This is a genomic window from Brevibacillus aydinogluensis, assembly GCF_961514395.1.
GTDB lineage: Bacteria > Bacillota > Bacilli > Brevibacillales > Brevibacillaceae > Brevibacillus > Brevibacillus aydinogluensis.
Window position 1 is genome coordinate 609613 of sequence record NZ_OY569118.1, and the last position, 20614, is coordinate 630226.

The 20614-nt window shown below is 60.1% G+C and carries 12 protein-coding genes; all 12 read left to right on the forward strand.

Going from position 1 to position 20614, the window contains the following annotated elements; all coding sequences use genetic code 11:
- Positions 1-273 precede the first annotated feature (273 nt).
- The 12 genes from coxB to addA all read left to right on the forward strand — a co-directional run bounded on the left by coxB (position 274) and on the right by addA (position 20603).
- The gene (gene coxB / locus Q7F15_RS02975; RefSeq protein ID WP_171566260.1) at positions 274-1317 is read left to right on the forward strand and encodes a cytochrome c oxidase subunit II; all 1044 of its coding nucleotides are present in this window, start codon (positions 274-276) and stop codon (positions 1315-1317) included.
- 42 nt (positions 1318-1359) lie between these two features.
- Complete coding sequence (gene ctaD, locus Q7F15_RS02980; RefSeq protein ID WP_171566259.1) at positions 1360-3204, forward strand: cytochrome c oxidase subunit I; 1845 nt, start codon at positions 1360-1362, stop codon at positions 3202-3204.
- Entirely contained in the window at positions 3204-3830 is a 627-nt protein-coding gene (locus Q7F15_RS02985; RefSeq protein WP_171566258.1) for a cytochrome c oxidase subunit 3, read from the forward strand. The genes ctaD and Q7F15_RS02985 overlap by 1 nt, the downstream gene beginning before the upstream one ends.
- 3 nt (positions 3831-3833) lie before the next feature.
- A complete protein-coding gene (locus tag Q7F15_RS02990) occupies positions 3834-4151 on the forward strand; it encodes a cytochrome C oxidase subunit IV family protein (RefSeq protein WP_171566257.1) in 318 nt (105 codons plus the stop codon).
- A gap of 296 nt (positions 4152-4447) precedes the next feature.
- The gene (locus tag Q7F15_RS02995; protein ID WP_171566256.1) at positions 4448-5350 is read left to right on the forward strand and encodes a cytochrome c oxidase assembly protein; all 903 of its coding nucleotides are present in this window, start codon (positions 4448-4450) and stop codon (positions 5348-5350) included.
- Between the two features lie 32 nt (positions 5351-5382).
- A complete protein-coding gene (locus tag Q7F15_RS03000) occupies positions 5383-5841 on the forward strand; it encodes a DUF420 domain-containing protein (protein WP_171566255.1) in 459 nt (152 codons plus the stop codon).
- A gap of 263 nt (positions 5842-6104) precedes the next feature.
- A complete protein-coding gene (cyoE, locus tag Q7F15_RS03005; protein ID WP_171566254.1) occupies positions 6105-7040 on the forward strand; it encodes a heme o synthase in 936 nt (311 codons plus the stop codon).
- Positions 7041-7145: 105 nt separating this feature from the next.
- Positions 7146-8060, forward strand: coding sequence for a COX15/CtaA family protein (locus tag Q7F15_RS03010; RefSeq protein ID WP_304415081.1), 915 nt, complete (start codon positions 7146-7148; stop codon positions 8058-8060).
- Between the two features lie 220 nt (positions 8061-8280).
- Positions 8281-9528, forward strand: coding sequence for a metallophosphoesterase family protein (locus tag Q7F15_RS03015; protein ID WP_171566252.1), 1248 nt, complete (start codon positions 8281-8283; stop codon positions 9526-9528).
- Entirely contained in the window at positions 9525-13175 is a 3651-nt protein-coding gene (locus Q7F15_RS03020) for an AAA family ATPase (protein ID WP_212132843.1), read from the forward strand. Before Q7F15_RS03015 ends, Q7F15_RS03020 begins: the two co-directional genes overlap by 4 nt.
- 101 nt (positions 13176-13276) lie before the next feature.
- Positions 13277-16825, forward strand: a complete 3549-nt coding sequence (addB, locus tag Q7F15_RS03025) for a helicase-exonuclease AddAB subunit AddB (protein ID WP_171566250.1) — start codon at positions 13277-13279, stop codon at positions 16823-16825.
- Positions 16797-20603: a helicase-exonuclease AddAB subunit AddA gene (gene addA, locus Q7F15_RS03030; RefSeq protein WP_304415082.1), complete on the forward strand. Its 3807-nt coding sequence runs from the start codon at positions 16797-16799 to the stop codon at positions 20601-20603. The genes addB and addA overlap by 29 nt, the downstream gene beginning before the upstream one ends.
- Positions 20604-20614 lie beyond the last annotated feature (11 nt).

The window sequence follows — 20614 nt, forward strand, 5'->3', positions numbered from 1 at the left end:
TTGTTAACAGATTTATTACAAATGGCATGGGAGCTTGCAAGAAATTTTTGTATACTAAAGAGGTTACCAGTATAGGCAGGTGTAGGGAATGGCCCTGGCTCTATTTGTTTGTCGCGCTCCGGTTGCTAATACTTTTCAGCATTGGGTATTATAGTGAGGGATAGCAGCAGGCGGAGTGATGGTTGACAGACAAAGGAGTACGAATAAACATTCGGCTGCACGGCAGTTGTGGGCGGAATGTTACCAACACGAAGGAAAGAGGGGTTCAATGGTATGAAGAGTTGGCAACAGTTTTGGCGTCAGCTTTTCCTGTTTGGGTTGTTGGCGCTGACACTTACCGGTTGCGGCATCCAAGAGCTCTCCGCGCTCAAGCCGCAGGGGCCGGTTGCAGCAATGCAGTTCGATCTGATGAAGTTGTCCTTCTTCATCATGACCGGCGTCTTTATCGTTGTTATGCTGATCTTGACTTATGTCCTTATTCGTTATCGCAAGCGCCCAGGACAAGAGGGCATTCCAAAACAGGTGGAGGGCAGTCACACGCTTGAGATCATCTGGACGGCCATTCCGTTCCTGCTTCTGATCATCATGGCTATCCCGACAGTCACCACCGGTTTCGCCCTTTCCAAAGAATACGACAATAAGGAAGCGCTTCAAGTTAACGTAACCGCTCACCAGTTCTGGTGGGAGTTCGAGTATCCGGATCTCGGCGTAGCTACCGCGCAGGATCTGGTGCTGCCGGTGGGCAAAAAGATTCAATTCACCCTGAACACCGCCGACGTGATCCACGCGTTCTGGATTCCGGCGCTGGGCGGTAAAATGGACACCAACCCTGGTATGGAAAACAAAATGTGGCTGCAGGCCGACAGAACCGGAACCTTCTACGGCAAATGCGCCGAGCTGTGCGGGACGTCCCATGCTCTGATGGATTTCAAAGTGGACGTAGTGGAACAGGCCGAATTCGACGAGTGGGTACAGAGAATGAAAGCAGCGCAGACTGCCGAACCGCAGAATGCTACCGCCCGTGCCGCAGAAGGCCAAGCTATTTTCGAAAAGAGCTGTTTGGGCTGCCACGCTGTAGGCGGCAAAGGCGGAAAACTGGGGCCGAACCTTACCAACTTTGCCGACCGCATGCGCGTGGCGGGCATTAAACCGAACGAACCGCAATACCTCGCAGAGTGGTTGAAAGACCCGCAAGGCATGAAGCCGGGCAACACCATGCCAAACCTCAACCTGGATGATAATCAGGTGAATGCGCTGGTTGATTACCTGTACACGCTCAGCGTGAAGGACGAGGCACAGAACAGTAACAAACAGTAAGTGACCGTCATGAGGCAGTGACGCAAAAAAGGAGGTAAAACCGTGTCTGCACATGCTTCTCATGCACCCAAGCGGTCAGGGCTGTGGGATTGGCTCACGACAGTGGACCACAAGAAAATCGCGATCCTGTACCTGATTGCCGGCGGGATTTTCTTCCTGGCCGGCGGGATTGAGGCCCTGCTGATTCGTTTGCAATTGATGTATCCGGAGCTTAACGTCGTCGGTGCCAAGACGTTTAACGAACTGATTACCATGCACGGCACCACGATGATCTTCCTGGCGGTCATGCCAGTGATTTTCGCCCTGATGAATGCGGTTGTACCGCTGCAAATCGGTGCGCGTGACGTTGCGTTTCCGTTTGTCAACGCACTCGGTTTCTGGCTCTTTTTCTTCGGTGGCGTGCTTCTCAACACCAGTTGGTTTTTGGGCGGTGCGCCTGACGCGGGCTGGACGTCTTACACGACACTGGCCCTCAATGAATACAGCGGACGCGGGATCGACTTTTACGTGCTCGGTCTGCAAATCGCCGGTCTTGGTACCCTGATCGGTGGTATCAACTTCCTGGTGACGATCATCAACATGCGCGCGCCGGGTATGACCTTCATGCGCATGCCGCTGTTTACCTGGGCGTCCTTCGTGACCTCCGGTTTGATTCTGTTCGCATTCCCGGCGATCACCGTCGGTCTGGTACTGTTGATGTTTGACCGCTTGTTTGGGGGTAACTTCTTCAACACGGATGCCGGCGGTAACGTTCTGATCTGGCAGCATCTGTTCTGGATTTTCGGTCACCCCGAAGTGTACATCCTGATTCTGCCTGCGTTTGGTATCATTTCTGAGGTCGTAAGTACCTTCTCGAGAAAGCGTCTGTTTGGTTACAGCTCCATGGTATTCGCGACCGCGCTGATCGGTTTCCTCGGCTTCATGGTGTGGGCGCACCACATGTTCACTGTCGGTATGGGGCCGATTGCCAACATTCTGTTTGGTCTGGCGACGATGTTGATTGCGGTGCCGACCGGTATCAAAATCTTCAACTGGCTGTTCACCATGTGGGGCGGTCAAATCCGCTTCACCGCGGCAAACCTGTTCGCCGTCGGATTCATTCCGACCTTTACCATTGGCGGTATGACTGGTGTAATGCTGGCGAATCCGCCTGCTGACTACCAATACCACGACAGCTATTTCGTCGTCGCACACTTCCACTACGTAATCGTAGGGGGTCTCGTATTTGGTTTGTTTGCCGGACTCTACTACTGGTGGCCGAAAATGTTCGGCAAAATGCTGAACGAAACGCTTGGGAAATGGAACTTCTGGACGTTCTTTGTCGGGTTCCACCTGACCTTCTTCCCGCAGCACTTCCTGGGTCTGATGGGGATGCCGCGCCGCGTCTACACCTTCCTGGCCGGTCAAGGTCTGGAATTGGGTAACTTTATCAGTACGATCGGCGTATTTGGCATGAGCATCGGTACGATTCTGTTCCTGGTGAACGTCGCCGTTACCGCGAAAAGCGGCAAACGCGCTCCGGCCGACCCGTGGGATGGCCGCACGCTGGAATGGTCGATTCCGTCTCCGCCGCCGGAGTACAACTTTGCGCAAACGCCGCTGGTACGCGGTCTGGACGCACTGTGGGTAGAAAAAATGGCGGGCAACAAAGGCATGACTCCGGCCGAACCGCTGGGCTCCATCCACATGCCATCCGGTTCCTTCCTGCCGTTCGTCATGTCTGTGGGACTGTTTATCGCCGGTTTCGGGTTCATGTATCACAACTACGTGGTCGTCGTCATCGGCTTGGCAATCACCTTTGCGTGCATGCTGCTGCGTTCGATCAATGACGACCCGGGCTATCACATTGAACCGGATGAGATCGAAGAGAAGGGGGTTAAGGCGTAATGGCTACACATCACGTACATGCGGTTCTGCCTGACGAACCGGAAAAAGCCACCCTGGAAGGGAAGAACAAGATCCTTGGCTTCTGGCTCTTCCTCGGCGGGGAAACCATTCTCTTCGGTTCCCTGTTCGCGACATTCATCGCTCTGCGCGATCAGAACAACGGCGGCCCTACGTCGCAAGAGCTCTTCGACATGCCGCTCGTGGCGCTTGCCACCCTGCTGCTCTTGACCAGTTCGCTAACCAGCGTGTTCGCTGTGCTGGCAATGCACAAGAAGAACCTGAAACAGCTGCAGGCCTGGCTGACCGTGACGGTCCTGCTTGGCCTTGGCTTCCTCGGTCTGGAGATTTACGAGTTTATGCACTACTACCATGAAGGACACAAGATTTCCTCCAGCGCGTTTGGTTCGGCGTTCTACACGCTGGTCGGCTTCCACGGGGGCCACGTGCTGTTCGGGATTCTCTGGATTGTCACCTTGCAGTTGGCGGCTGTGAAAAAAGGCCTGACAGTGGTGACCGCTCCGAAGTTTTACGTCGCCAGCCTGTACTGGCACTTCATCGACGTCGTGTGGGTGTTCATTTTTACCGTGGTCTATCTCATGGGTATGATCGGTGGAAAGGTGGGATAATCGATGGGAGCACATACGCACAATGAAGAAGTACGCAAACCCAAAGTGAAAAAGGAAAGCGCGAAGAACCACATTGTCGCCTTTATCGCTTCCCTCGTGCTCACCGCCCTCGCTTTCATCGCTGTCGCGTATGAGGTAGTGCCGAGCGGCTTTACCGTACCCTTTATCATCGGTCTGGCGTTTGTTCAGGCACTGTTCCAGCTGTTCTTCTGGATGCACATGGACCAAAAGGGACACGAGTTTGCGCGCATCTCGATTTTTGCCGGTGTGTTCTTCGTGCTGGCATTCGTGATCGTATTCGTGTTGTGGGTATGGGTGTAACAAATTGATACAGAAGAAAGGGCAGACGAAAAAGTCTGCCCTTTTAGCATGTAGATAAAGTCCGTGGCGCATGGGTGATCGGACCCGCTCGCTCTCTTGACGCCCAGCAAAGAAGTGGATGGTGTCCGCTCCAAAACGCGACGCGGGCAGGGGCGTGGCCGACAGTGGACGTGCTGCCAACAGCCGAATATTTGTGCGAGTTTGTTCATTTTTACAAGACCAAGAAAGCGCAAATTCGCGGTATAATGAAGTTTAAATGGAGGGCACCCTTTCTAGTAAGAAAGGAGTAGGGATACATGCATAACCACCATCAGCATCACAACGCGGCCGATACGGGGATCGGCTCGTTTTCCGATCTGTGGAATCCGGAAGTCCTGCTGATCACCCTGCTTTTGGTCATCCTGTACTTTCTGGTGACCGGACCGCTGCGCAGCCGCTTTGATGGCGCAGAGCCAGTGACCGGGAAGAAAAAGACCGTCTTTGTCCTGGCGATGGTGATCTTATACGCGGCAGCAGGCAGTCCGATCAACTACCTGGGGCACCATTACCTGTTCAGCATGCACATGCTGCAGATGGCGCTGTTGTTCATTGCGCTGCCGCCAATGATCATGCTGGGCATTCCGGGCTGGCTGTGGGCTGTCATGTTCCGCAACCGGGGGATGCAGGCCGTCCTTCGTTTTTGCACCCGACCGGTGGTAGCAGCACTTCTGTTCAACAGCCTGCTTTCCTTTTATCACTTTCCGGAGGTTCTGGACTATGCGGCCCAGAACCACAACTGGATGAACGCCATTCACGCGGTGATCTTTCTTGCTGCCTTCTGCATGTGGTGGCCGATCGTGAACCCGCTTCCCGTGCAGGAGAAGCCGTTGGAAGGACTGCGGAAAGTGGCGTATCTGTTCCTCAATGGCGTCCTGATTACGCCGTCTTGTGCCCTGATCATTTTCGCGAGTGAACCGCTGTATCAAAGCTACATGAATGCGCCGCTGCTGTTTCCGAGCCATACCGCCTTTGCGGATCAGCGCCTGGGCGGCATCATCATGAAGCTGGTGCAGGAAGGAGTATACAGCTCAGTGCTGGCATACATCTTCTTCCAATGGTACAAGCAGGAGAAACAAAACGATTTGCCAATGGATCAGCAGGCGCCCAGACCGCAATTGGGCGATCTGGCTGCGTCCGGCGCAGATCAGGGAAACGCATAACAGACATTAGCGGACAATTTGAGGTGTAAGTCATGTCGATCATTCTCCCGACCATCAGTACGTCTTTTATTGCCATCAGCGGCATTCTTGTCGCGTTCGGCTGGTACTACATCAGCCGCCGCCGGACGGAAACGCACATCAAGCTGATGACATGGGCGGCCATTTTCGCCACCCTTTTCTTTATCACTTACGTGTCCCGCACTGCCTTCGTGGGCAATACGCAATTTGGCGGTCCGGACAACATTCGCATCTTTTATCAAATTTTTCTGCTCTTCCACATTGTGTTGGCCACGGTGGGGGGCGTGATGGGACTGGTTACTCTATACTACGGGTACAAAAAGCAGTACGCGAAGCACAAAAAAATCGGCCCCTGGACTTCGATAGTCTGGTTTGGCTCAGCGATCACGGGCGTAACCGTATACACCTTGCTGTACCTGATATATCCGGGCGGTGAAACAGCCGGGGTGCTGGACGTCATCTTCGGCAAATAAGCGCCTGTTGAAATTTTGTCAAGAATATCGGCGTTTTGGATTTGCTTATTCTGATACAATGACGGTAATCGCAGCGCAACCACAGTTGCGGGCGCACTCTCGCACCTCGCAGGTTGACTTGTCAGGACTTGTTTCGTTACAATGTAAGCTGATTTATTCGCCGAAACGAATATGTGTGAGAGATTCGGGCCGCCGCTTCCTCGTCAGAAGCGGTATGCCCATGTAAAGGGATGTTTGCACAAATGAGACAGGAGGTACGAAACGTGGACCAGCAAGTGACGATGCAGGAATCGCTCAATACCGATTCCGCCATGCCGCCCCAACCGGTGCAGCAGGCTACTTGGCGCGATTACGTGCAGCTCACCAAACCGGGCATCACCATGTCGAACCTGATGGCTACATTTACCGGTCTATGGCTGGCTTCCCACGGTTTTCCCGATTGGAAACTGGCACTGTTCACCATGCTCGGCACCGCCTTGGTGATCATGTCTGGTGCGGCACTGAACAACTACTACGACCGTGAGCTAGATCAAAAGATGAAACGCACCAAGGACCGCGGACTGGCGGCCGGGCGCATTCACCCCCGTCATGCGCTGCTGATCGGTATTGTGTTCCTGCTTGTTGGTCTGGTCGTGCTGGCTGTCTTTGCCAACCCGTTGGCAGCGGTGTGGGGCTTGATCGGTCATATTTTCTACGTGTTGATCTACACACCGCTCAAGCGCGTCACCACTCTGAACACCGTGATCGGCGGCGTTTCCGGTGCGGCTCCCCCGGTTATCGGCTGGGTGGCGGTCACCAACAACATGGACCCGAGCGCGTGGTTGCTGTTTTTGATTCTGTTCCTGTGGCAGCCGCCCCATTTCCTGGCGTTGGCCATGCTGAAAACGGAAGATTACCGAGCAGGCGGCATTCCGATGTTGCCAGTGGTCAAAGGGTTTGCCGAGACAAAACGGCAGATGTTCCTGTGGGGCTCCGTGCTGCTGCCGGCCTCGCTGCTGCTGTTCGTGTACGGCAACGTTGGCTACCTCTATCTGGCAGTCATGGCAGTCATGGGTGTGCTGTACATCGTATTTCTGTATCAGGGCTTCCATACCAAGGATGACTTGGCGTGGGCGCGCAAGCTGTTCGGATTTTCCATTCTGTACCTGACCGTATTCTGCGCGGCCGTCGTCGTCAGCACGATGATCGCGAACTTTTGACACTTAACGCTCACAAATGGCAACGGAACATCCCTTGCATGGCGGGGGATGTTTTACTATTGTAAAGAGGGACAACAATAATTTATTCGAGCTAGGTGTTCACAGATGGAAAAATGGCTGAAAACGCTGGCTGTCGTTGCCACGCTCGTCATGTTGGGCGTGATGATTGGCGGCTCGCTGGTAACAAAGACCGAATCGGGTTTGGGATGCGGGAACGACTGGCCGCTCTGCAACGGCAAATGGGTCCCGGAATACACGTTGGAATCGTTGATTGAATACATGCACCGGTTTGTCACAGGGATTGCCGGCATCGTGGTCGGGGTGTTTTCCGTGATGGCATGGCGTCACTACCGGGGCAACCGGGAAGTGCGCAACCTGGCCATTTTTGGCGTGTTCTTTATCGTCCTGGAGTCCATATTGGGAGCATCCGCGGTGATCTGGCCGCAGTCGTCCGGGGTGCTCGCGCTGCATTTTGGATTCTCCCTGCTGGCCTTCACCGGTGTCTTTTTGTTAAGCCTGTTTGTGCTGCAGCGGGACAAGCGGGAAAAATGGGTGCAGATGCCCGTCTCCAAGGGATTTCGCAATTACATCTGGGGTGTGACCGCGTACGCCTATGGCGTCGTTTATCTGGGCGCCTATGTTCGCCATACGGGTTCCAGCATGGGATGCAGTGACTGGCCTCTCTGCCAGGGCAGGCTGATTCCCGACCTGGTGGGTCAGACCGGCATTCACTTCGCACACCGGGCGGCTGCTGCCGTGCTGTTCCTGCTGGTCCTGGGCGCCATGATCTACGCCGTTCGCCATTTCAAGGAGAAGCGGCACGACCTGTACGTGGCGAGCATCCTGGCCTTCGTGCTGACGGCGCTGCAGATCCTGAGCGGCGGGTTGGTCGTGCTGTTCCAACTGCATTTGTACGCGACCTTGTTCCACTCGCTGGTCATTACCTGTCTGTTTGGCGTCATCAGTTACATGTGCGTGCAGTCGCTCAAACAGCCGCACACGTCCACTGTTCGTCACTGACAAGTGAAAACGAGCGAAGCCGCCATTCGGCCGTATGCCGAGTGTGCGGCTTTTTGCTTGTGAGGCGATGATTTCCGCTCTGGTCGGAAAAATCCCTCCTTACCGCAGGAACCGGCGGACGGAGATGCCTGGCAAACAGTCACAGCAGCTTTTTCTTGCCGCGTCCTGCTTTGCTTTTGTTACAATAAAAGCAAACACATGATCGGGAAAGGGTGAAAGCATGCGCATTTTACATACGGCCGACTGGCATTTTGGGCGGCAGTTGGAAGGACGCGACCGACGCGCGGAGCAGGCTGCGTTTGTGGACGAGCTGTGCCGGATCGCGGACGAGCGGGAAGTTCACCTGGTGCTGGTCGCCGGAGACGTGTACGATTCGGTCAATCCGCCGGCCTGGGCGGAAGAGCTGTTTTACGAAGCGCTGGAGCGGTTGTCGGCGGGAGGAAGGCGCGGTGTGATCGTCATTGCCGGGAACCATGACCAGCCGGAGCGTGTACGCGCGGCCGCACCGCTCGCCTCCAAGCACGGGATCGTCCTGCTCGGCCTGCCCAAGGAAGCGCCGCTTTTGTCCGGGCCGGAGGCATCGCCACAGCGCGTGCGCGTCGTGGACGGAGGGCCGTCGTGGCTGGAGCTGGCTGTGCCGGATGTCGACCATCACGCGGTCGTGTTGGCTTTGCCGTATCCGTCGGAATCGCGGCTGAAAGAGCTGGTGAGCGAGACGTTCACGCCGGAGCAGATGCAGCTCGCCTTTTCCGAGCGGATTCAGACGCTGTTTGCCGAGTTGGCCGGCCGGTTTCGCGAGGATACCGTCAATCTGGTGATGAGCCATCTCTTTGTCATGGGCGGCAAGGAAACCGAATCGGAGCGGCCGATTCAGATCGGCGGGGCGCTGACCGTTTCACCGGATGCCTTCCCGCCGCAAGCCCACTACGTGGCGCTTGGCCACCTGCACCGCCTGCAAAAACTGGGGGAGCGCCCCCTGATCCGCTACAGCGGTTCGCCGCTGGCGTACAGTTTTTCCGAAGCCGGCCAAAGCAAGGCTGTCGTGCTGGTGGAGATCGTTCCAGGCGGAGAAGTGCGGGAAGAGATCGTCTACCTGCAAAGCGGCAAGCCGCTCGCCCGCTGGAAGGCGACGGAGGGCATCGCCCAGGTGGAACGCTGGCTGGAAGAAGGACGAGACGCGGGCGCATGGATCGATCTGGAACTGCACGTGTCAGAAGTGATCGATCCCGCCGAATTTCAGCGGCTGCGCAAACTGAGCGACGATTTTGTCAGCATTCGGCGCGTGGTGGTGCAGAGCGAGCGGGAACAAGCGCAGGAAGAAACGCGGACCGAGCTGGCGGAATTGCAGCCTGACCAGCTTTTTCGCCGCTTTTTCGAGCGCAGGCGGGGCGCGCAGCCTGACGAGCGGCTGGTCGAACTCTTTCTCCGCCTGCTGACGGAAGAATCCAGGGAGGAGGAGACGGGATGAAGCCGATACGCTTGAAGCTGGCCGGCCTGCACAGCTATCGGGAGATGCAGGAAGTGGATTTTGAGACGCTCTGCGAGGCCGGATTGTTCGGGATCTTCGGCCCGACCGGGAGCGGCAAATCGACGATTCTCGATGCCATCACGCTGGCCCTGTACGGACAGGTCGTCCGGCAGGGAGGGGGCAGCCATCCCAAGGATGTGCTGAACCAACTGGAGCAGCGGGTGTTCGTCTCGTTTACCTTTGAACTGGGCAAAGCGGGCGAACGGCGGCGGTACACGATCGAGCGGGAATTTGGCCTGGACAAGAAGGGCAAACGTCGTCCCCCGGAGGTGCGGCTTATCCAATGCGGTCAAACGCCGGACGAACAGGACGTGGTGCTGGAGTCCAGAGCGAAGGAGGCCACAGCGGCCGTCGAGGAATTGATCGGCCTGACGCTGCAGGACTTTACCCGCGCCGTGGTGCTGCCGCAGGGGCAGTTTTCCCGCTTTTTGACGTTGAAGGGCAGCGAGCGAAACGAGATGCTGCAGCGGATGTTTCATTTACATATCTACGGAGAAAAGCTGAATGAAAGTGTGCGCGCCGCGCTGGAGAAGACGCGGGCAAGGCTGCACGAGCTGCAGTTGGAGGCGGCGTCCTTGGGCGATGCCGGCCCGACAGCGCTGCAAGCGGCCCGGGAAGCGCTGGAGGAAGCGGCCCGACAGGAGCAGGTCTACGCGGAACAAAAGCAGGAGCTGGCTGAGAAAATAAAGGAAATGGAACAGCTCTACCAGTGGCAGCAGGAGCTTGAGCGCGTGCGGCAACGGCTGGACACGCTGATGGCCCGGCAGACGGAAGCGGATGAGTGGAAGGCCCGGATCGCCGAATGGGAGGCCAGCGTGCGCCTCTGGCCGCTGGTGCAGCAGTGGGAGCGGCTGGAGGCAGAGTGGACAGAAGCGGCGCAGAAGCTGGAGCAGAGCCGCCGCGAACAAGAAACTGCCCGGCAGGCACACGAAGCAGCCGAGAGCGAGTACCAGCGCTGCCAGAGCGCGCTCATGCAGGAAGAGCCGCTCTTGATCGAACAAAAAAGCAGGCTGATTCAGGCCGCGGAGTGGGAGACAGAGCTGGCGGCGCTGCGAGACGAGTTAACCGTTCTGGAGCGGGAGCAGCGGGCGGTAAGCGAGCAGTTGGCCGGGACAACACGACAGTTGGCCGAGGTGGAAGCGGCACTTGAAGACGGAGAACGCGAGTGGCAGCAGCTGACCGAACAGCTGGCTGCGGCTGTCGTGACGCCGGAGTGGCGCGATCGCTTGACGGCAGCGCGGGAGGCCAAACAGCACTGGGAACGGGAGATCAACGCGCGTCGCGAGCTGGAGGCCGAGCTTTCCAGCGTGGAACGGGAGCAGCAGGAGGCAGCTGCCGAGGCAGAGAGACTGCGCGCCAGCTGGGAAGCAAGCGCGGCTCGGCTGGCTGAGGTGCGCAAACAGCTGGACGTGCAACACGCACAGCCGCTGATGTCGGACGCGGAATGGGAGCATGCCCGCGATACGCTGGGGCAGATCAAGCAGCTGGGACGCCAATGGCGGGACCTGCTTCAGCAGCTGGCCGGCTGGCAGGAGAAGTGGCAGGCCGCTGTGCGGGAAGGCGAACAAGCTGAAGCCCGTTGCCGTAATCTGGAGGCGGCGTGGCAGAAGGAGGACGTGCGTCTCGCCCAACTGCAGGCGGAGCGTGACCGGCTTCGCGAGGAATGGGAGCGCTGGCAGGAAGCAAACATGGCTCGCCTGCTCCGCGAGCGTTTGGCGGAGGGCGAACCCTGTCCGGTCTGCGGTTCGGCGCACCATCCCCGGGCGGTGTCCGGCAGTGCCGACAGCGCAAACGGCGAACAGGACGGCCGTGAACTGCGCGAGCGGGCAAAAGCTGTGGAGGAGGCGCTCCGGGAAGCGGAGCGGCAGCTCAGGACCGCCTATGAAGCGCTGCAGGCGGCCAAGGCAGAGCAAAGTGCCGTGAAACAGCGCCAGGACGTGCTGCGGGAAGAGCGGGAAGCGCTGGAACAGCGAATCACTGCCGTCCGGCAGGAGTGCGCAAGCTACGGCGACAAGTGGAAAGCGGGCAGCATCGAGGAACTGCTGGAAGCCTATCGGCGGGAAGACGCCGCGCTGCGGGAGCAGGCCGCTCGCCGGGAACAGCTTGCAGCCGAGCGGGAACGGCTGCAGCAGCAGGCGGATGCGCTGCGTGAACAGGAGGCGGAAGAGCGCCGCCGCTACGAACGGATCACCGTGCTGACGGAGCAGCTTCACCGCAAGCAGGCGGAGATGCGGGAGCGCATGCAAGCGGCCGATTTCCGGGTCGCCCAGGCAAGAGAAGCGCTCGATGCGAAGCGGGGCGACCTGCCGGTGGAGGAGATCGAGCGGCAGTTTGCGGAGATTGGCCGAAAAGACCGGGAAACGAACCGGCTGCAGCAGATTCGCTCCGAACAGGAAGCGCAGATGCAGCAACTGCGCAGCCGCCGGGAAGCGGCTGCATCGGCACGCGCGGAACTGCTGGCCCGGGAAGCTACCCTGCGTGAACGGCATGACGACCGAAACCGGCTGTGGGAGCAAAAACAGGCCCAGTGGCAGGAGCGAACCGGCGGCACGCCGGCCAGCGAGCGGCTCACTCTCATAGAGCGGTCCCTGTCGGCGCTGCGCGAGGCGCTCACGGCGGCGGAAGAGCGGCGCAGACAGACTGCAGAGGCGAGGGAGCGGGTGCAGAGCGATCTGGTCAAGCATTCGGAGATGTACGCCGTGCTTACCCGGCAGCGGGCAGAGGCTGCGGAAGAACTGCAGCGCGCGCTCATGGAGAGCGGCATCGGCACGGCCGAACGCGTCAGGGAACTGTACGGGGAAAAGGAACTGCTGCCCCAGTACCAGGAGCGGCTTGCCGCCTTTGAAAGCGAATGGGCCCGTCTCCGCTACGACGAAGAGCGGCTCGTGCAGGCGCTGGACGGCCGTACGGTCAGCAGCGAGGACTGGCAGGCGGCAAAGCAGGCCTGGGACGAGTGGGAACAGGCGTATCACACAGCCAAAGAACAGGTGGCGGTCGCCCGGCAGGCGTATGCCTCCATCGAGGAGAACCACGGCAAGTGGCAGGAACTGCAAAAGCTGCTGGAGGCGGAGACGGACGAGCTGAGCAGGCTGGAGGAATTGAAAAAGCTGTTGGAAGGAAAAGCGTTTGTCCAGTTTATCGCGGAAGAGAAGCTGGCCTCGATTGCCCGCGACGCCTCCCATCACCTGAAGCGGATGACCAAGAACCGCTACGCGCTGGAGATCGGCGACGAAGGCGAATTCGTGCTGCGCGACGAAGGAGCCGGAGGCCTGCGGCGTCCCGTCAGTACACTGTCGGGCGGGGAGACGTTCCTGACGTCGCTCGCGCTGGCGCTGGCGCTTTCGATGGAAATCCAGATGCGCGGCGGCCGCCTGGAGTTCTTTTTCCTGGACGAAGGGTTCGGGACGCTGGACCCCGAGCTGCTGGAAGTGGTGATGGACGCGCTGGAACGCCTGCGCATGGAGGACTTTACCATCGGTGTGATCAGCCACGTGCCGGAGATTCGCGTGCGCGTGCCGCGCCGTTTGATCGTGACGCCGGCTGAACCGCTGGGAGAAGGCAGCAAAATCAGCATGGAAGTGGAATAAAGGCGCCGGCACATGTAACGGTGCAGCCGTGGGAGCCAGGTGGGCAGGCATGTATGGCGCCCCTGGCTCGCTGCGAGGAATAGCGAAGAGGAGGGAAACGGATGGCGGTCCAATTTGTCCTGGGCCGGGCGGGAACCGGAAAGACGCGGACGATTCTGGAGCGGATCAGCCGGCGTTTGCAGGATGATCCGCTGGGCTCGCCGATCATCTTGCTGGTGCCTGAGCAGGCCAGTTTTCAGGCGGAGCAGACACTGGCCACCCTGTCCGGGCTGGGCGGCGTGATCGGCACGCAGGTTCTCAGCTTTGGCCGGTTGGCCCACCGCCTGCAGCAGGAACTGGGCGATCTGACGCTGATGCAGGTGGACGACCTGGGCAAGCACATGGTGCTGCGCCTGATGCTGGAACGGTACAAGGATCAGCTGCAGGTGTTTGGCCGTTCCGCCCTGCAGCCCGGTTTTGCGGCGCAGTTGGGACGGCTGATCAGCGAGTGCAAGTCGTACGGAGTAACCTTTGAACATACGGAAAATCTGGAGTGGGGGAGCGCTACACTCAACCAGAAGATACATGACCTGCGCCTGATCATGGGTGCGTACGAAGCCTACCTGGCTGACGGGTACTGCGACGCCGACGACATTCTCAACCGCGTGGCGGCAAAGGTGAGCGAATCGGCCTACATCCGCCAAGCGGAGGTGTATATTGACGGCTTCAGCGGGTTTACCAATCAGGAGCTGCGGCTGATCGAACAGATGATGATCCATGCCAAGCGGGTGACGATCGCTCTCTGTCTCGATCCGGCCGAGCGGGATGCGTCCCTGGATGAACTGGGCCTGTTTCATCCCACGCTGCGGACGTACCGGGCGCTGGAGACGATGGCGCGAGAAGCGGGTGTCGCCGTGGAGCAGCCCGTCCTGTTGACGGAACCTGTCCGCTTTGCTCACAGTCCGTGGCTCAAGCAGCTTGAAGCCCGCTACTTTGAATGGGGCGATCCGGAAGCGCCGCCCGCCCCTGCCCGCGCGGACGAAGTAGTGCTGCTCTCTGCCGCCAACCGGCGTGCCGAAGTGGAGGCGGTGGCACTGCAAATCCTCGCGCTGGCTCGGGACGAAGGATATCGTTGGCGGGACATGGCCATCCTGCTCCGGGAGATCGGGACGTATGCCGATGAGGTGGCCACCGTCTTTACCGATTACGGCATCCCGTTTTTCCTGGACCAGAAGCGGACTGTGATGCACCACCCGCTGGTGGAACTGGTCCGCTCCGCCTTGGAGGTAATCGCCGGGAAGTGGCGGTACGAGGCGGTATTTCGCTGTTTCAAGACCGACCTGATCAGTCCGGAGCCGCAAGCGGAAGAAGGGGCAGGCGCAGAAGCGGGGGCGGATGCAGAAAAAGCAGGGACGGACGCAGAAGAAGCAGTGCGGCGCCAGATTGACGTATTGGAAAATTACGTCTTGGCGCACGGTGTATACGGCTCCCACTGGGCACAGGAGGCCCCCTGGCGCTTCGGCGGACCGGCGGGGGCGGACGAAGACGCCGAGGCAGACGGCCTGCGGCGCCGTTACGCTGCACCGCTGCTGCGGTTTGAGGCGGAGCTGAAGCGGGCGGAAAAGGAGAACGTGCGGGAGATGACGGCTGCCCTGTATTGCTTTCTCACCGCGTTGGACGTTCCAGAGAAGCTGGAGAGTTGGCAGCGAACGGCGGAAGAGGCTGGTGATCTGGAGGAAGCCCAGGTGCACGGCCAGGTCTGGAACGGCCTGATGAACCTGCTGGACCAGGTGGTGGAGGTGATGGGCGACGAGCAGATGGAGATCGCCATGTATGCCCGCGTCCTCGACAGCGGCCTGGAAAGCATTGAGCTGGGGCTGGTGCCGCCTGCGCTGGATCAGGTGCTGGTCGGGTCGATGGAGCGATCCCGCCAGCCGGACGTCAAGGCGCTGTTTCTGCTCGGCGTCAACGAGGGCGTGATCCCGCTCAAGCCGAAGGAAGAAGGCATCCTGGACGAGGCGGAGCGGGAGCGGCTGGCCGAGCTGGGGGTGGAATTGGCGCCAAGCGCAAGACAGCGGCTGATGGCCGAGCCGTTCCTGCTGTATCAGGCGATGACGCGCCCCTCCCTGCGTCTGGCGCTGAGCTGCGCCCTGGCTGACGAGGAGGGCAAGGCGCTGCTGCCGTCATCTGTCTTTTCGCGCGTGAAAGAGGTGCTTCCCGAGGCGCCTCACCGCTTTTTCCACAACGAGCCGACCGGGGAGGCGGAGGCGGACGCCTTTTTGCTCGGCAACCCGCGCCGCCTGTTTCGCCATCTGCTGACGCTTTTGCGGGGGATGAAAAAGAGCGGCACCCTGCCTGTTTTTTGGTGGGAAGTATACGACTGGTTTATCCGCTGCTCGCCCGATGCAAAACGGGAAGGCTGGCTGCTTTCCGGCCTGCGTTACACCAACCGGGCGGCGCCGCTCGACGGTAAGACCAGCCGGGCGCTGTACGGCGAGCGGCTGAGAATGAGCGTCTCCCGCCTGGAGCGCTTCCAGTCCTGTCCGTTTTCCCACTTTTCCTCGCACGGCCTGCGCTTGGGCGAGCGGCGGCTGTACAAGCTGGAGCGGTTTGACGTGGGTGAGTTGTTCCACGCCTCGCTGAAGCGGGCCGTAGAAAAGATGAACGAAGAACACCTGGAGTGGGGACGGCTGACTGAGGCCGACAGCATGCAACTCGCCAGCGCGGTGGTGGACGAGCTGGTGCCGGCGACGCGGAGCAGCATCCTGACCCGGACGGCGCGGTACCGCTTCCTCTCCGGCAAACTGAAGCGTGCCGTGGGCCGGGCGATCTACGTGCTGGGAGAACACGCCAAGCGCAGCCGGTTTGCTCCGGTGGGACTGGAGGTGGCGTTCGGGCCGGGCGGTGACCTGCCGGGACTGGCGCTGAAGCTGGCAAACGGGGCGGAAATGCTGCTCGTCGGACGCATCGACCGCGTGGACCAGTCACTGGATGACGAAGTGCCGTATCTGCGTGTGATCGACTACAAATCCGGCCCCAAGCAGCTCCAGCTCTCCGACGTGTGGAACGGGCTCAATCTGCAGCTGCTGGTCTACCTGGACGTCGTGGTGTCCAACGCGGAGGCCTGGCTGGGGAAAAAGGCGGAACCGGCGGGGGTCTTTTACTACCAGGTGGCTGATCCGTTCGTCACTGCCAAGCGGCTGCTGACGCCCGACGAGGCTGCCCGGGAGCGGGCGAAAAAGCTGCGCATGAAGGGGCTGATGCTGGCCGACCCGGAACTTGCACGGATGATGGATGCTTACGTGGAGCAGGGGCCGTCGGAACTGCTGCCGTTTGAACTGAAAAAGGACGGCACTCTCTCGGCGCGTTCATCCGTTGCCACGCCGGAGCAGTTTCAGGCGCTGCAGCAGTACGTGCGGGAGACGGTGGAAGCGATTGGGCAGCGCATGGTCGACGGCGAGATCCAGATCGCCCCGTATGTGCAGGGGACCGTGTCCGCCTGCCAGTTTTGCGCGTACAAACCGGTCTGCCAGTTTGACGCGGAATCCGCCGGGGAAATGCGCCAACTCCCCAAATGGAACAACAAACAGGTGTGGAGCATGCTGGCCGGCCCACAGCAAACGGGTAAAGGAGGAAACGACGATGTCACAGCAGCAAGTGGCCAAGCCTGAGCAGTGGACGGAAGAGCAGTGGCGGGCGATTACGCGGCGCGGCCGCAACCTGCTGGTGGCGGCAGCAGCCGGTTCCGGGAAGACGTCGGTCCTGGTGGAACGGATCATCCGGCGAATCATGGATGAAAGCGATCCGGTCGGGGTGGACCAACTGCTGGTGGTCACCTTTACCAATGCGGCCGCCGCAGAGATGCGGCACCGCATCGGCGATGCCCTGCGCAAGACGCTGAAGACACAGCCCCACTCCGCCCATCTGCGGTGGCAGTTGGCGCTGCTGCAGCGGGCGACGATCACCACGCTTCACTCCTTCTGTCTGTCGCTCCTGCGCCAGTATTACTACCTGGTGGAACTGGACCCGGATTTTCGCATCGCCGACCAGATGGAAGCCGAACTGCTGCGCCAGGACGTGCTGGACGAGCAGTTGGAGGAGTGGTACGAACGAGATGCAGAGTTTCAGGCGTTGGCCGACCTGATCCTTGACGGCCAGGATGACACGCCGCTGGCAGCGCTTATCGTCAGGCTGCATGAGTTTTCCCGCAGCCATCCCGAGCCCGAGCGCTGGCTGGACGAGGCGGCGGGAATGTTTGAAGCGGCTGATCCCGGCGGGTTGGACAGTTTGGCCTGGACCAAAAGCGTCCTCCAGTCGCTGGCGTTGGAGCTGAGGGCGTTGGAAGGAAAAATTCGGCGGGCAGCTGTCCTCGCCGCGTCCCCGGACGGCCCCCAGGCCTACATGCCGCTCCTGGAGGCCGAGGCGGATGCACTGGCCCGGGCTGCTGCCGCCTGCCGTCAGGGATGGGAAGCGGCGGAGTCGGCAGTGCGTGCCGTATCGTTTGGAAGGCTGCCTTCGGTGAAGGAGGCGGCCCCCGAGGTCAAAGAACAGGTGCAGGACCTGCGCAACGAGGTGAAAAAGGCGCTGGGCGAGCTTACGGAACAGTATTTTGCCATGTCAGCAGCGCAATATGTGGAAGATTTGCGCCAGCTCGCTCCGCACATGCGGACGCTCGCCCGGCTCGTCTGCGAATTTGAAGCGGCATTTCAGCGGGAAAAGCGGGCCCGCTCGCTGGTCGATTTCAGCGACCTGGAGCATCTCGCGCTGCAGGTGCTGACGGAGCGGACGGAGGACGGCCAGACAATTCCTTCCGCCGTCTCCCGCCAACTGCGCGACCAGTTTGTCGAGGTGTTGGTGGACGAGTACCAGGATATCAATCTGGTGCAGGAGACAATTCTGCGGTTGGTCTCCCGCGACGCCGAGACACACGGGGCGGCCAACCGATTTATGGTAGGCGACGTGAAGCAGAGCATTTACCGCTTCCGGCTGGCGGAGCCGAAGCTGTTTCTCGACAAGTACCTGACGTATGCGACGGAAGAGGACGAATCCGGATCAATCGGCGAATGTCCCGGCGAACGAATCGACCTGGCGGCCAACTTCCGCAGCCGGCGGGAGGTGGTGGACGCGGTCAACTTCCTGTTCCGGCAGATCATGTCGCCGGGAGTGGGAGAGATCGACTACGACCGTTCCGCCGAACTCATCTGCCGGGCCGCCTACCCGGAATCTGAACCGGAGCGGTTGCGGCCGGAGGTTCATCTGATCGATCGGGCCGCCCCCGAAGAGTCAGAGGATCAGGCTGAGGCCGAGGAGACCGGTCTGCCCCCTGCGGGAGAGGCGGCAGAAGAGGCCAGCACGGCCCAGTTGGAAGCAAGGCTGATTGCCAGGCGGATTCGCCGCTGGATGGAGCCGGGCGAGGGAGAGGCACCGCTGTTGGTCTACGATAAAAAAGAGGGCGGGCTGCGTCCTCTGGCCTACCGGGACATCGTGATCCTGCTGCGGGCTGTCTCCGGCTGGGGCGAGGCGATGATGGAAGAGCTGCGGGCCGCCGGCATTCCCGTCTACGCGGAGCAGAGCGAGGGGTACTTTGACGCGACCGAGGTGGAAGTGATGCTCTCGCTGCTGCGCGTGATCGACAACCCGCTGCAGGATATTCCGCTTGCCGCCGTGCTCCGCTCTCCGCTCGTCGGTCTGCGCGAAGAGCAGCTGGCTCACATCCGCATCAGCTATCCGGCGGGGCCGTTTTATCAGGCGGTGCACCGCTATGTGGAAGAACAGCCGGCAACATGCGAGTGGGAAGAAAAACTGCACCGCTTTTTCCGCAGCCTGAAGCGGTGGCGGACCCAGGCGCGGCGGGAACCGCTGGCCGAACTGATCGCCGCGCTATACAGGGAGACCGGCTATCTGGACTACGTCGCCGCCCTGGAAAACGGACAGCAGCGGCAGGCCAACCTGCGCGCGCTGTACGACCGCGCCCGGCAGTACGAAGCGGGCTCGTATCGGGGACTGTTCCGCTTTCTTCGCTTTGTCGACAGACTGCGGGAGGCGGGCAGCGACATGGGCGAAGCCCGAACGATCGGGGAGAGCGAAGACGTCGTGAGGATCATGACGATTCACAAGAGCAAGGGGCTGGAGTTTCCCGTTGTCTTTGTCGCCGGGATGGGCAAAATGTTTAACACCATGGATGTAAAAAGTTCGTTTCTCCTGCACAAGGATCTCGGATTTGGACCGATGGCGGTGGAGCCGCAACTGCAGGTCCGCTATCCCAGTCTGGCGGCACTGGGCATCCGGCAGCAGATGCGGCGGGAGATGCTGGCCGAAGAGATGCGGGTGCTGTACGTCGCCCTGACGCGGGCGCGGGAAAAGCTGGTGCTGGTGGGCACGGCCAAGGATCTGGGGAAAAGTGTAACCGCCTGGGGACGACAGGGGGATGGCGAACGGCTGCATGACGAAGACTTGATTCAGGCCAAGGGCTACCTGGATTGGGTGGGCCGCGCGCTGCTCAGACATCCTCAGGCTGCGCCGCTCAGGGACTACCCGCGTGAACGCGGCGGAGAGCCGGTGTCGGTCCGCACGGTGCCGGACGATTCCAGCTGGTCGTTTCATTTTTATCTGGCGGATCGGCTGCAGGCGGAGTCGGACGCTCAGGCGGAGGGACATTCTGTCTGGGAGCGGCTGACCCGACGCGAACCGATTCCCGAGCGTCCGGCCGACGACACGCTGCGCACGCTGATCGAACGCCGACTGGGCTGGAGCGATCCCCATTCGTCCGCATCCCGGTTGGCCGCCAAGTGGACGGTCAGCGAACTGAAGCAGCGAGCCAAAACGGGCAGTGGTTTTCCCTATCTGCTGCCGTCGATTGCGGAGAAACCGCGCTTTCTCGCCGAAGACGCACGCCATCGCCTGACCAGCGCCGAACTGGGGACGCTAACTCACCTGGTCCTGCAGCAGCTTGACCTGCGCCGACCACTTGATGAGCCGGACATCCGGCAGCAGATCGATTCGCTGGTGCTGCGCCGCTTTTTGACCGAGGAGCAGGCGGAGGCAGTAAACGCACGCGACCTTGCCCGCTTTTTTGCTTCTCCGTTGGGAACGCGAATGAAACAGGCAGCCAAGGTCTATCGTGAACTGCCTTTTACGATGGCGCTGCCTGCCAATGAGGTAGATCCGGAGATCGGGGACGACGAGCACGTCATCGTCCAAGGCGTGATCGACTGTCTGCTGGAGGAGGAGAACGGCAGACTGGTCCTGATCGATTTCAAGACGGACCGGATCGCGGCAGAGCCGTCGCCTGCGGTTATCGCCGAGATGAAACGGCGGTACGAAGCGCAAATCCGTCTCTACGTCCGCGCCGTAGAACAGATTCTCAAGACGCGCAAGGTAGCGGAGAGTTATCTGTATCTGCTGGCGGGCGGGGTTGAGGTGCTTGTCGAACCCGACAGCCGACATTAAGCCGACATTAA